This window comes from Streptomyces sp. NBC_00094 (assembly GCF_026343125.1).
In the GTDB taxonomy this organism is placed as follows: domain Bacteria; phylum Actinomycetota; class Actinomycetes; order Streptomycetales; family Streptomycetaceae; genus Streptomyces.
In genome coordinates this window covers 1,061,260-1,074,264 of record NZ_JAPEMB010000001.1, presented here as the reverse complement: position 1 = coordinate 1,074,264, position 13,005 = coordinate 1,061,260, and the positions used below count along the sequence as shown (strand labels likewise).

The following is a 13,005-nucleotide window of genomic DNA, read 5'->3' as shown; positions in this document are numbered from 1 at the left end:
CCCGGCCGCGACTGCGACCGGGGGCGGTTCTCACTTCACGACGTCACCTCATGGCGCCGCTCAGAGCACGCACTCCGCCTCGGCGTAGCGGTCCTCCGGGACCGTCTTGAGCGACTCGACGGCCTGCGCCAGCGGCACCATGACGATGTCCGTGCCGCGCAGCGCGGTCAGCATGCCGAACTCGCCGCGGTGCGCCGCCTCCACCGCGTGCCAGCCGAAGCGGGTCGCGAGGACGCGGTCGTACGCCGTGGGGGTACCGCCGCGCTGGACGTGGCCGAGGATGACCGGGCGGGCCTCCTTGCCGAGGCGCTGCTCCAGCTCGACGGAGAGCTGGTTGGCGATGCCGGTGAACCGCTCGTGGCCGTAGATGTCGGTGCCCGCGGTCTTGAAGTCCATCGAGCCCTCACGCGGCTTCGCGCCCTCGGCGACGACGACGATCGCGAAGCGCTTGCCGGCCTCGAACCGCGCCCCGACCCGGGCGGTCAGCTCGTCGATGTCGAAGGGGCGCTCCGGGACGACCACGGCGTGAGCGCCGGCGGCCATGCCGGAGTGGAGCGCGATCCAGCCGGTGTGCCGGCCCATGACCTCGACGACGAGGACCCGCTGGTGGGACTCGGCGGTCGTCTTCAGCCGGTCGAGGGCCTCGGTGGCCACGGTGACGGCCGTGTCGAAGCCGAAGGTGACGTCGGTGGAGGCGATGTCGTTGTCGATGGTCTTCGGGACCCCGACGATGGGCAGGCCCGCCTCGGAGAGCAGGTTCGCCGCCTTCAGCGTGCCCTCTCCGCCGATCGGGATGATGGCGTCGAGGCCGAGGTCGGCGACGTGGCCGCGGGCGCGCTCGACGCCGCCGACCAGGTGCGCGGGCTGGACCCGCGAGGAGCCGAGGATGGTGCCGCCGCGGGCGAGTATGCCGCCCACCGCGTCGAGGTCGAGCTTGCGGTAGTCACATTCCAGCAAGCCCTTCCAACCGTCGTGGAAGCCGATGACCTCGTCACCGTGGTCGACGACGGCGCGGTGCACGACGGAACGGATGACGGCATTCAGACCGGGGCAGTCTCCGCCGGAGGTGAGCACACCAATGCGCATAGCCCAAAAACCTTTGCAACGTGGGCCGACTCCCGGACCACGTCGTCCGGCTGGATCCCCGCCACCCTATCGGTGCAGGGTGGCGGGGCCGAAACGGATGTCCGCACAGTGGACACCGTACGTTCGTACGAGCCCGTGAGCGGGGATCAGGCGGGCTGCGTGGCCGCCGCGATGCGCTCGGCGCGCAGCGCCTCGTACCACCGGTCGTCGGTCGGCGGCAGCGCGTTCACGTCGAGGGCCAGCTTCAGGAGCAGGTCCGCGATCTGCGGGTTCCGGGCCATGACGGGTCCGTGCATGTACGTACCGAAGACGGTGTCGTTGTACGCGCCCTCGGTGCCGTCGCCGGTCCCGTTGCCGTTGCCGAAGACGGTCCGGGCGAACGGCCGGGCCGTCGGGCCGAGATGGGTGATGCCCTGGTGGTTCTCGAACCCGGTCAGCTGGGGCAGGCCGAGCCGCGGGTCGATGTCCGCGAGGACGTCGCCGACGCACCGCTCGCCCTCGCCACGGGTCGAGATCACGTCGATCAGACCGAGACCGGCCTCGCGCTCACCGAGGTCGTTGATGAACTCGTGGCCCAGGATCTGGTAGCCGGCGCAGACCGAGAAGATGATCGCGCCGTTGGACGCGGCCCGGCTGAGGCCGCCGTCGCGCCGCAGCCGCTCGGCAGCGAGCCGCTGCGGACGGTCCTCACCGCCGCCGATCAGGTAGATGTCGCCGGAGGTCGGCACCGGCTGGTCGCTGCGGACGTCGACGCGCTCGACGTGGAGGCCGCGCTGCTCGGCGCGGCGCTGGACGACGAGGACGTTGCCCTGGTCGCCGTAGGTGCTGAGCAGGTCCGGGTAGACCCAGACCAGGCGCAGGCTGCTGTCACTCATGCTGCAAGTCCTCTACGGGTCAGTTGCCGACGCGGCGGCGGACGTCCTGGAAGGCGGTGTAGTTGGCGATCAGCTCGATCTGCCCGGGCGGGGCCATCGTGACGGCCTCGTCGAGCGTCTCGCACACGCGGAAGTCCACGCCCGCGACCTCCAGGCGGACCGCCAGGTCCAGCTTCCGGTCGCCGATCACCATGATCGGGTGGCCGGCGAGCCGCCCGTAGTCCACGTCCCACAGCCAGGAGGTGTCCGTGCCGTCGGCGCCGCGCGCGTTGACGGAGAGGATCACCGGGGTCGGCGGCGCGTCGATGAGGGAGAACGTCTCCAGCCAGCCGGCCGGGTTCTTCGCGAGCAGCAGACGCAGGTCGCGGCCCTGGAACGAGACGACGTCGTAGCGTCCGGCCACGGCCTGCACCTGGTACATGCGCTCCAGGGCCACCTGCGGCGGCACCCCGAAGACCGCGGCGACCGCGGCGGAGGTGGCGGCGTTCGCCTTGTTGGCGCGGCCGGGCAGCTGGAGGCGGATCGGCCAGGCCGAACCGTGCGGGTCGAGCACGTGGTCGCCGCTGAGCGCCCAGCTCGGCGCGGGGCGGCGGAAGCCGCACTCGCCGCAGAACCAGTCGTCGCCCGGGCGCTGCATCACACCGCCGCAGGCGGGGCACGACCAGGCGTCGTCCTTCCACTCCTGGCCCGCGGCCACCCACACCACGTTGGGGGAGGAGGAGGCGGCCCACACGATGAGCGGGTCGTCGGCGTTGGCGATGACCACGGCCTTGGTGCCGTTGAGGCCCTCGCGCCACTTCTCGGCGAGCATCCGGGTCTCGGCGGCGCGGTCGAGCTGGTCGCGGGAGAGGTTGAGCAGCGCGATCACCTTGGGCGTGGTGTCGCGGGCGACGCCGGCGAGGTACTTCTCGTCGACCTCGATGACGCCGTACTTGGAGTCCGAGCCGCCGGCCAGCGCCGACGTGATGCCCGCCGGCATGTTCGCGCCGAGGGCGTTCGAGACCACGGGGCCGGCGGCGCGGAGCGCCTCGGCGATCAGCCGGGTCGTCGTCGTCTTGCCGTTGGTCGCCGACACCAGGACGACGTCCAGGTGCTGCGCGAGCCGCCCGAGGAGATCCGGGTCGAGCTTCAGCGCCACCTTGCCGCCGATCACGGATCCGCTGCCGCGACCGGCCGCACGCGACACCGCGGCCGCGGCCTTGCCCGCCGTCACGGCCAGCTTGGCGCGCGGCGAAAGCGGCTCTGGATTACCGGGGTGTCCTGACATCGTTCTTGTTCCTCCTTGCGTCGGTCCGGGCTCAGCCTATCGAGATCCGGCCAGCAGCCCGAACAGCGGCACCGCCGAGAGGTGCGCGAAACAGCCTGGTCACAGCGGACCGTACCCTTACGGCCATGCGAAACCGCCCCATCCCCGGCAGTTCCGGCCTCGTCCGAGCGATGACTCTGCTCGGCGACCCCGTCCTGCACACCCCCTGCGCGCCCGTCACCGACTTCGGCCCCGAACTGGCCCGGCTCGTCGAGGACATGTTCGCCACGATGTACGCGGCGCACGGCGTGGGCCTGGCGGCGAACCAGGTGGGTGTGGGCCTGCGGGTCTTCGTCTACGACTGCCCCGACGACGAGGACACGCGCCACCTGGGCCATGTGGTGAACCCGACGTTGGTGGAAGCGGACGGCGACGTGATCCCGGGCCCGGAGGGCTGTCTCTCGCTGCCGGGCCTGGAGGCGCCGACGCCGCGCTTCGACCGTGCGGTGGTGGAGGGCGTACGGATGGACGGCACGCCGGTACGGATCGAGGGCACGGGCTTCTTCGCCCGCTGCCTCCAGCACGAGACCGACCACCTGGAGGGCGGGGTCTACGCCGACCACGTGACGGGGTGGCGCAAGTCACGTCTGCTGCGCACGATCCGCAAGCAGCCGTGGGGCGGCGGCGCGTCCGTACTGGAGGCCGCGCGCTGAACCGGCCGGCCCCGGGGCCGTGAGTCCGGCTGGAGCGCCCCGGAGGCGAACCGGGCTTCTAGAAGCCCGGCCCGCCGGGCAGGTCGTCGGCCATGGCCAGGCGGCCCCAGAGGAGGTCGGCCAGGCTGCTGACCAGTTCGGCTCGGGAGCAGGGGCGCTCGCCGAGCCACCAGTCGCCGGCCGCGTGCATCATGCCGACGATGCCGTGGCCCCAGATCCGGGCCTGGACCTCGGCGCCGGGTCCGAGGTCGACGCGTTCGGCGATGACCTGGCCGAGCTCCTCGCCCATGCGGCGCAGCAGCGGGGCCGAGTGGCGGCCGACGTCGAAGCCCTGCTCGGACTGGTGCGACTCCTCCGCCGGGTGCATGAGGAAGCGGTAGACCTGGGGCATCGCCTCGATCGAGGCGAGGTAGGTGTCGAGCGTCGACTCGACGCGGCGGCGCCGGTCGGAGGGCGCGTCGAGCGCGGCCCGCAGCGCGGCGAGGAGCGCGTCCGTGTGCCGGATGGCGAGGGCACGGTAGAGGCCGCCCTTGTCGCCGAAGTGCCGGTAGAGGATCGGCTTGGTGATGCCCGCCTCCGCCGCGATGGCGTTCATGGAGGCCTTGGGCCCGTCCCGGAGCACCACCCGGTCCGCCGCCTCCAGCAGTTCACGGCGCCGCTGCTCCGCGGGCTTCTGCTGATCGGTGGTCCGGTGTGTGATGTCCATAAGCGTTTCTCCCCGCCCGTGCGATTCCGTGAGGCTGTCGCAACGTAACACCCGCCTGGCACTCGGTGCCGGGCGGCCCGAACCGCTCCGCTGCAGGTTGACAGCCCGTACCCGTCGGTAACAGACTGGTGTTACCGCAAGTAACATACTGCTGGGAGGGAACCATGGCCGAGTTCACGCTCGAGCTCAACGACGACCAGAAGCAGGTCCGCGACTGGTTGCACGGTTTCGCCGCCGACGTCATGCGTCCCGCGGCGGCCGAATGGGACGAGCGCGAGGAGACTCCCTGGCCGATCATCCAGGAAGCCGCCAAGCTCGGCATCTACTCCCTCGACTTCTACGCCCAGCAGTTCTTCGACCCGACCGGCCTCGGCGTCCCGATGACCATGGAGGAGCTCTTCTGGGGCGACGCCGGCATCGCGCTCTCCATCGTCGGTACCGGTCTCGCCGCCGTCGGCGTCCTCGCCAACGGCACCGAGGAGCAGATCGGCACCTGGGTCCCGCAGATGTACGGCGACGCGAACGACGTCAAGGTCGCCGCCTTCTGCTCCTCCGAGCCCGACGCCGGCTCGGACGTCGCCGCCATGCGCACCCGGGCCGTGTACGACGAGGCCAAGGACGAGTGGGTCCTCAACGGCACCAAGACCTGGGCGACGAACGGCGGCATCGCCAACGTGCACGTCGTCGTCGCCGTCGTCGACTCCGAACTCGGCTCCCGGGGCCACGCCTCCTTCATCGTGCCGCCGAACACCCCCGGCCTCTCGCAGGGCCAGAAGTTCCAGAAGCACGGCATACGCGCCTCCCACACCGCCGAGGTCGTCCTGGAGGACGTCCGCGTCCCCGGCCACTGCCTCCTCGGCGGCAAGGACAAGCTCGACGAGCGCCTCGCCCGGGCCCGCGAGAAGGCGAAGGCCGGTGGCGGCGAGAGGGTGAAGAACGCCGCCATGGCCACCTTCGAGGCCTCCCGCCCGGCGGTCGGCGCCATGGCCGTCGGCACCGCCCGCGCCGCGTACGAGGTCGCCCTCGACTACGCGAAGACCCGCGTCCAGTTCGGCCGCCCGATCATCGAGAACCAGGGCATCGCCTTCCAGCTCGCCGACATGCGCACCCAGATCGACGCGGCCCGGCTCCTCGTCTGGCGCGCCTCCTGGATGGCGACCGCCGGCAAGCCCTTCACCTCGGCCGAGGGCTCCATGTCCAAGCTGTACGCGAGCGAGGTCGCCAAGCAGGTCACCGGCCAGGCCATCCAGATCCTCGGCGGCAACGGATACACCCGCGAGTACCCCGTGGAGCGGATGCACCGCGACGCGGCCATCTACACCATCTTCGAGGGCACGAGCGAGATCCAGCGCATGGTCATCAGCCGCGCGCTCGCGAAGTAGCCGGCACGTAGCCGACGCGGCGGCGGGACGGCTTCGGGCCGTCCCGCTCACACCAGACAGAACTCGTTGCCCTCCGGGTCCTGGAGCACCACCGCGTAGTAGTCCATGCCGTCCGGCTCGTCCATCGCGTACAGGATCGTGGCGCCCATCGCCGTCAGGCGGGCCACCTCCCCGTCCACGCGCTCCCGGCGCACCGCGAGCGGGACCTCGCGGCCGCCGCCGACCTTCAGGTCGAGGTGGACGCGGTTCTTGACGGTCTTCGGCTCCGGGACCCGCTGGAACCAGACCCGGGGGCCCACGCCCTTCGGGTCCACGAGGGACTCGGGCAGCTCCCCGGCGCCCTCGCCCAGCTCCTCCTCGGGCACGCCGATCGCCCGCCAGTACTCCCGCCAGGTGGCGTGTCCCGCGGGCGGCGGATCGGGGACGTACCGCAAGGCCTCCTGCCAGAAGGGCACCAGGCGCCGGGGGTCGGCGCAGTCGATGGTCAGCTGCAGCGTGAGCTCGGGTCGGTCCATGGAGCGAGCCTCCCAGACGGCACTGACAGCCGCCCGGGGCGAACCAACCAGCCGAATTCGGACGGGTGTTCAGCCCGGGCTACCCGTGGGTCACTTCCTGGGGCAGAATCGCCCAGCCGGTGACGACCAAGGGGGAACCGATCATGGCCAGCACCACCAGCGCCGAGGCGCCGGAGCTCGCGGGACTACCGCTCCTCGGCTCCATGTTCGACCTCAAGAACGACTCGCTGGGCACCTTCCTCCGCGCCCGGCGCGACCACGGCGACGTCGTACGGATCACCGCCGGGCCGCCCGGCATCCGCGCCACCGTCTACGGGGTCTTCTCCGCCGAGGGCGTCCAGCAGGTGCTCGCCGGGGAAGCGGCCAACTTCCGCAAGGACAACGCCTTCTACCAGGAGATCCGCGAGTCCTTCGGCAACGGCCTGCTCACCAGCCAGGACGAGGACTACCTCCGCCAGCGCCGGCTCGTCCAGCCGCTCTTCACCAAGCGCCGCGTCGACGGCTACGCCGCCGCGGTCGCCGCCGAGGTCACCACCCTCACCGAGGAGTGGCGGAAGGAGGCCACCGACACCGTCGACGTCCTCCAGCAGATGGCCCGGCTCGCGCTCCGCGCCGTCGCCCGCATCCTCTTCGGCACCGACGTCGACACGGCCGTCGAGGTCGTCGAACGCTGCTTCCCCGAACTCGGCGCCTATGTGCTCCGCCGCGGCTACTCCCCGCTCAACACGCCCCGCGGGTGGCCCACACCCGGCAACCGCAAGGCCGCCGCCGTCCACCGGGCGCTGTACGAGGTCTGCGACCGGATCATCGCCGAGCGCCGCGGCGCGGGGCGGGCCCCCGGCGACGGGGAGGACCTGCTCACCCTCCTCGCCGAGGCCGAGAGCGCCGAGGACGGCAGCTTCGACGCGACCGAACTGCGCGAGCAGGTCCTCGTCTTCCTGCTCGCCGGGCACGAGACGACCGCGACCTCCCTCGGCTTCGCCCTCCACCTCTTGGCCCGCCACCCCGAGGCCCAGCGCCGCGCCCACGAGGAGGTCGACCGGGTACTCGCCGGCCGCACCCCCGGCGCCGCCGACCTCGACTCCCTGCCGTACGTCACACAGGTCCTCAAGGAGTCCATGCGGCTCTTCCCGGCCGCTCCGGCCATCGGCCGCCGCGCCGTCGCCGCCACCGAGATCGACGGCGTCGCCGTCCCGGCGGGCGCGGACGTCATCGTCGTCCCCTGGGTCACCCACCGCCACCCGGACTACTGGGAGGACCCGGAGCGCTTCGACCCCGACCGCTTCACCCCCGAGGCGGAGGCCGCACGCCCCCGGTACGCCTGGTTCCCCTTCGGTGGCGGACCGCGCGCCTGCATAGGCCAGCACTTCTCGATGCTGGAGTCCGTGATCGCCCTCGCGATGATGCTCCAGCGGTACGGCTTCGAGGCCGTCGACGCCGAGGTCCCCGTGGCCCCCGCGATCACCCTCCAGGCGGCGGGCCCGGCCCGCTGCCGACTCCGCCCCAGGACGGTCTAGGGAGGCCTGCGGAGACGCGGACGGCCCGCCCCCGGATTCCGTTGTCCGGGGGCGGGCCGTTTCCCGCGTCAGACGAGCTGCGACTCGATCGCGGCGACGACCTCGGCGGCCTCCGGCTCGGTGCGCGGACGGAAGCGGGTGACCCGGCCGTCCCGGCCGATCAGGAACTTCTCGAAGTTCCACTGGATGTCACCGGCCTCGCCCTCGGCGTCCGCGACCTTCGTCAGCTCCGAGTAGAGCGGGTGGCGGGCGTCGCCGTTCACGTCCGCCTTCTCCAGAAGCGGGAACGACACCCCGTACGTCGCCGAGCAGAAGCTCTGGATCTCCTCCGCGCTGCCGGGCTCCTGGCCCGCGAACTGGTTGCAGGGCACACCGAGCACGGTGAAGCCGCGCTCCCCGTACTCCTTCTGCAGCCGCTCCAGACCCGCGTACTGCGGGGTCAGACCGCACTTCGAGGCCACGTTCACGACCAGCACCGCGCGGTCCCGGTAGTCGGCCAGCGAGACCGGCTCGCCGGTCAGGGTCTTCAGCGGGATGTCGTACAGGCTCATGGACTGCTCCTCGTCGGAAATAGGGTTTGATCTCCCCATGGGAGACGAACCACTGGCCATCGCGATCGATTCCGCACCGGAGGAAAGACCTCCCCGGGTGTGCTGCCGCCTCTGCGGCCGGCCCCTGACCGGCACCGACTCCCGTCGCACGGGCCTCGGACCGACCTGCGACGCCAAGCTCCACCCGCCCGGCCCCGACATCCGCTCGCGCCGCCACGAGGTGGCACAGGACAGCCTCCCGGGCTTCGACCAGGCCCCGTAGGGACCGTGTCAGGCGCCGGGCGCCATGTCGTAGGTCACCCACATGGTGCGGGTCGCCAGTTGGTCGTACTTGGAGCGGGCCCGGTGGTTGTCGTCCGCGGTGATCCAGCGGACGACGCTCCAGCCGCGCTCGGCGGCGATCTCGCGCAGGGCCCCGAGCAGCAGGTCGGCCGCGCCGGAGCCGCGGCTGTCCGGGGCGACGAACAGATCGTCGAGGAAGCCGCCCGTGGTCGCCGAGAGCGGCCGGGAGAAGGGACGGTAGTGGGCGAGGCCGATCAGCCGGCCCTCGCCGTCCTCGGCGACGAGGGCGTTCACCTCGTGGCCGGGGTCGTTCACCCACGACCACACGCGCTCGGCCGCTTCCTCGGTCTGCTCGACCTCGTAGAAGTCGGCGTAACCCTGGTAGAGGGCCCGCCACTGCGGGAAGTCCTCGGCGCGGGCGGCGCGGATCGTGATGCCGGTCGACACGGTGTTCATGCTTTCCTCGGGCGAATCGTGGAACAGGGCGAAGATCCGATCATGGTGGACGCGAACGCCGGTGTGCCCTGCCACGGTGTCCAAGGCGGGGACCCCGCAACGCCCGGGCGGACGGTTGACCACCGGCCGCCCGGGGCCGTCGGTCACGTCGCGCCGTGCTCCTCGTCCCGGGGGACGTACGGCCGGAACAGGCCCTCCTGGACCACCGAGACCAGGAGCCGGCCCTCGCGGTCGTAGATCCTGCCCCGGGCGAGCCCCCGGCCGCCGGTCGCGATCGGCGATTCCTGGTCGTACAGGAACCACTCGTCGGCGCGGAACGGCCGGTGGAACCACATCGCGTGGTCCAGGGAGGCCATGTCGAAGCCACGAGGTCCCCAGAGCGGCTCGACCGGGATACGGACCGCGTCCAGGAGCGTCATGTCCGAGGCGTACGTCAGGGCGCAGGTGTGGACCAGCGGGTCGTCGCCCAGCGGCCCCACGGCCCGCATCCACACCGCGGAGCGCGGGTCCGCGCCCTTGACCTCCTCCTTCGTCCAGCGCAGCCGGTCCACGTACCGGATGTCGAAGGGCTGGCGGCGGGCCATCCGCTCCAGGGCCTCCGGCAGCGCGCCCAGGTGCTCGCGGATCTCGTCGGCGAGGTTCGGCAGGCTGTCCGGGTCGGTCAGGTGCCGGGGCGGCAGCTGATGCTCGAAGGCACCCTCCTCGGGCCGGTGGAAGGAGGCCGTCAGATTGAAGATCGTCCGCCCCTCCTGGACCGCCGTGACGCGGCGGGTCGTGAACGACCGCCCGTCCCGGACCCGCTCCACCTCGTACACGATCGGAACCCCGGGCCGCCCCGGCCGCAGGAAGTAGGCGTGCAGCGAGTGCACCGGGCGCTCGCCGTCCGTGGTGCGGCCGGCGGCCACCAGGGCCTGCCCGGCGACCTGCCCGCCGAAGACCCGTTGCAAGGACTCCTGAGGGCTGCGCCCCCGGAAGATGTTCACCTCGATCCGCTCCAGATCGAGCAGATCGACGAGCCTCTCGGCGGGATTGGTCACCGTCACTTCTCCTTACAGCTGGCCGACGGACGTCACACGCACGATCGCCCGGCCCTCCTCGTCGGAGGCCGCGAGATCCACCTCCGCGCTGATGCCCCAGTCATGGTCGCCGTTCGGGTCGGCGAAGGTCTGCCGGACGCGCCACAGTCCGTGTGCCGCGTCCTCCTCGATCGCGAGGAGCTTCGGGCCGCGCGCGTCCGGCCCCGTACCCAGGTCGTCGTACTCGTCCCAGTACGCGTCCATCGCGTCGCCCCACGCGTCCGCGTCCCAGCCGGACTCCGCGTCCAGCTCACCCAGCGCGTCCACGTTGTCCAGGGCCGCCAGCTCCACCCGGCGGAACATCGCGTTGCGCACGAGGACCCGGAAGGCGCGGGCGTTCGCCGTGACCGGCTTGACCTGGTCGGCCTTCTCCTGGGCCTCCTCGGCCGTCTGGACCTCGGGGTTCGCCAGCTGCTCCCACTCGTCGAGCAGCGAGGAGTCGACCTGCCGCACCATCTCGCCCAGCCAGGCGATCAGGTCCTCCAGGTCCTCGGTCTTCAGATCGTCCGGGATGGTGTGGTCGAGCGCCTTGTACGCGCTCGCGAGGTAGCGCAGCACGATGCCCTCGGTCCGCGCCAGCTCGTACCAGGACGTGAACTCGGTGAAGGTCATGGCCCGTTCGTACATGTCACGGATGACCGACTTCGGCGACACCGGGTGGTCGCCGACCCACGGGTGCGACTTCCGGTACACGTCGTACGCGTGCCAGAGCAGCTCCTCCAGCGGCTTCGGGTACGAGATCTCCTGGAGCCGCTCCATCCGCTCCTCGTACTCGACGCCGTCACGCTTCATCTGCCCGACGGCCTCGCCGCGCGCCTTGTTCTGCATCGCCGCGAGGATCTGACGCGGGTCGTCGAGCGTCGACTCGACGACCGACACCATGTCGAGGGCGTACGAGGGGGACTCCGGGTCCAGCAGGTCGAAGGCGGCGAGCGCGAACGTCGACAGCGGCTGGTTGAGCGCGAAGTCCTGCTGGAGGTCGACGGTCAGCCGGATCGTGCGGCCCTCCGCGTCCGGGGTGTCCAGCTGCTCCACCACACCGCCGTCGAGCAGCGAGCGGTAGATCGCGATGGCCCGGCGGATGTGCCGCAGCTGCGCCTTGCGCGGCTCGTGGTTGTCCTCCAGGAGCTTGCGCATCGCGTCGAAGGCGTTGCCCGGCCGGGCGATCACCGAGAGCAGCATGATGTTGGTGACCTTGAAGCGCGAGGTCAGCGGCTCCGGCTCGGCGGCGATGAGCCTCTCGAAGGTCGTGTCGCTCCACGCGACGAAGCCCTCCGGGGCCTTCTTGCGGACGACCTTGCGGCGCTTCTTCGGGTCGTCGCCCGCCTTCGCGAGCGCCTTCTCGTTCTCGATGACGTGCTCGGGGGCCTGCGCGACCACGTAACCGGCCGTGTCGAAGCCGGCCCGGCCGGCCCGGCCGGCGATCTGGTGGAACTCACGGGCCCGCAGCGTGCGCACCCGGCTGCCGTCGTACTTCGTCAGGGCCGTGAACAGCACGGTACGGATCGGCACGTTGACGCCGACGCCGAGCGTGTCCGTCCCGCAGATCACCTTCAGCAGACCGGCCTGGGCCAGCTTCTCGACGAGCCGCCGGTACTTCGGCAGCATGCCCGCGTGGTGGACGCCGATGCCGTGGCGGACGTACCGCGAGAGGTTCTGCCCGAACTTGGTGGTGAAGCGGAAGTTGCCGATGAGCTCGGCGATCCGGTCCTTCTCCTCGCGCGTGCACATGTTGATGCTCATGAGCGACTGCGCCCGCTCGACGGCCTGCGCCTGCGTGAAGTGGACGATGTAGACGGGAGCCTGCTTCGTCTCCAGGAGCTCCGTCAGGGTGTCCGTGATCGGCGTGAGCTCGTACTCGTACGAGAGCGGCACGGGCCGCGTCGCCGAGCGGACCACCGAGGTCGGCTTTCCGGTCCGCCGCGTCAGGTCCTTCTCGAACATCGACACGTCGCCGAGCGTCGCCGACATGAGGATGAACTGCGCCTGGGGCAGTTCCAGGATCGGGATCTGCCAGGCCCAGCCGCGGTCCGCCTCGGCGTAGAAGTGGAACTCGTCCATGACGACCTGGCCGATGTCCGCGTACTTGCCGTCCCGCAGCGCGATCGAGGCGAGCACCTCGGCCGTACAGCAGATCACCGGCGCGTCCGCGTTCACGGAGGCGTCGCCGGTGAGCATGCCGACGTTCTCCGTACCGAACAGCTTGCACAGGTCGAAGAACTTCTCGGACACCAGCGCCTTGATCGGCGCCGTGTAGAAGGTGACCTGGTCGTTGGCGAGCGCCGTGAAGTGCGCCCCCGCAGCGACCAGCGACTTCCCCGAGCCGGTCGGGGTCGACAGGATCACGTTCGCCCCGGACACGACCTCGATCAGCGCCTCCTCCTGGGCCGGGTAGAGCGTGATGCCCTGGTCCTCGGCCCATGAGGAGAAGGCCTCGAAGAGGGCGTCGGGGTCGGCGTTCGGCGGCAGCTGATCGATAAGGGTCACGCCCCCATCTTGCCTGGATTCCGCTCGGATGAGGGAACCGGCCGCAGACGTCCTTGATCACGGACGATAGGCTCGTCCGTCGACCGGTCGTCAACTGAGCGCCGGCGTACGAC

Annotated in this window: 13 protein-coding genes; 4 read left to right on the top strand and 9 right to left on the bottom strand. The window is 71.2% G+C overall.

Annotation, left to right across the window (positions count from 1 at the left end; translation table 11 throughout):
• Positions 1-60: 60 nt before the first annotated feature.
• From OG580_RS04450 to OG580_RS04440, 3 genes are all read right to left on the bottom strand, one after another.
• Positions 61-1,086: a 6-phosphofructokinase gene (locus tag OG580_RS04450; RefSeq protein ID WP_267042328.1), complete on the bottom strand. Its 1,026-nt coding sequence runs from the start codon at positions 1,084-1,086 to the stop codon at positions 61-63.
• A gap of 146 nt (positions 1,087-1,232) precedes the next feature.
• Positions 1,233-1,961, bottom strand: a complete 729-nt coding sequence (locus OG580_RS04445) for a type 1 glutamine amidotransferase (protein WP_267042327.1) — start codon at positions 1,959-1,961, stop codon at positions 1,233-1,235.
• A 19-nt stretch (positions 1,962-1,980) separates the two neighbouring features.
• A complete protein-coding gene (locus OG580_RS04440; protein ID WP_267042326.1) occupies positions 1,981-3,228 on the bottom strand; it encodes a MurT ligase domain-containing protein in 1,248 nt (415 codons plus the stop codon).
• A gap of 125 nt (positions 3,229-3,353) precedes the next feature.
• Between OG580_RS04440 and def the strand changes: the two genes are divergently transcribed.
• Positions 3,354-3,920 (top strand): peptide deformylase, encoded by a 567-nt coding sequence (gene def, locus OG580_RS04435; RefSeq protein ID WP_267042325.1) that lies wholly within the window; start codon positions 3,354-3,356, stop codon positions 3,918-3,920.
• Positions 3,921-3,978: 58 nt separating this feature from the next.
• Here the strand turns inward: def and OG580_RS04430 are convergent, their stop codons facing one another.
• Positions 3,979-4,626 (bottom strand): TetR family transcriptional regulator, encoded by a 648-nt coding sequence (locus tag OG580_RS04430; protein ID WP_267042324.1) that lies wholly within the window; start codon positions 4,624-4,626, stop codon positions 3,979-3,981.
• A gap of 164 nt (positions 4,627-4,790) precedes the next feature.
• Between OG580_RS04430 and OG580_RS04425 the strand changes: the two genes are divergently transcribed.
• Positions 4,791-6,008 (top strand): acyl-CoA dehydrogenase family protein, encoded by a 1,218-nt coding sequence (locus tag OG580_RS04425; protein ID WP_267042323.1) that lies wholly within the window; start codon positions 4,791-4,793, stop codon positions 6,006-6,008.
• A gap of 47 nt (positions 6,009-6,055) precedes the next feature.
• On the opposite strand, the gene OG580_RS04420 is transcribed toward OG580_RS04425, so the two are convergent.
• Positions 6,056-6,523 (bottom strand): VOC family protein, encoded by a 468-nt coding sequence (locus OG580_RS04420; RefSeq protein ID WP_267042322.1) that lies wholly within the window; start codon positions 6,521-6,523, stop codon positions 6,056-6,058.
• 143 nt (positions 6,524-6,666) lie between these two features.
• Between OG580_RS04420 and OG580_RS04415 the strand changes: the two genes are divergently transcribed.
• Positions 6,667-8,040, top strand: a complete 1,374-nt coding sequence (locus OG580_RS04415) for a cytochrome P450 (RefSeq protein ID WP_267042321.1) — start codon at positions 6,667-6,669, stop codon at positions 8,038-8,040.
• 68 nt (positions 8,041-8,108) lie between these two features.
• On the opposite strand, the gene OG580_RS04410 is transcribed toward OG580_RS04415, so the two are convergent.
• Positions 8,109-8,591 carry a glutathione peroxidase gene (locus OG580_RS04410; protein WP_267042320.1) on the bottom strand — a complete coding sequence of 161 codons (483 nt, stop codon included), beginning with the start codon at positions 8,589-8,591 and terminating at the stop codon, positions 8,109-8,111.
• Between the two features lie 37 nt (positions 8,592-8,628).
• Between OG580_RS04410 and OG580_RS04405 the strand changes: the two genes are divergently transcribed.
• Complete coding sequence (locus OG580_RS04405; RefSeq protein ID WP_267042319.1) at positions 8,629-8,853, top strand: DUF6011 domain-containing protein; 225 nt, start codon at positions 8,629-8,631, stop codon at positions 8,851-8,853.
• Positions 8,854-8,861: 8 nt separating this feature from the next.
• On the opposite strand, the gene OG580_RS04400 is transcribed toward OG580_RS04405, so the two are convergent.
• The 3 genes from OG580_RS04400 to OG580_RS04390 form a co-directional block, all read right to left on the bottom strand.
• On the bottom strand, positions 8,862-9,329 hold the full coding sequence (locus tag OG580_RS04400; protein WP_267042318.1) for a GNAT family N-acetyltransferase: 468 nt from the start codon (positions 9,327-9,329) through the stop codon (positions 8,862-8,864).
• Positions 9,330-9,472: 143 nt separating this feature from the next.
• Positions 9,473-10,366, bottom strand: a complete 894-nt coding sequence (locus OG580_RS04395; RefSeq protein WP_267042317.1) for an acyl-CoA thioesterase II — start codon at positions 10,364-10,366, stop codon at positions 9,473-9,475.
• A 12-nt stretch (positions 10,367-10,378) separates the two neighbouring features.
• Positions 10,379-12,892, bottom strand: a complete 2,514-nt coding sequence (locus OG580_RS04390; RefSeq protein WP_267042316.1) for an RNA helicase — start codon at positions 12,890-12,892, stop codon at positions 10,379-10,381.
• Positions 12,893-13,005 lie beyond the last annotated feature (113 nt).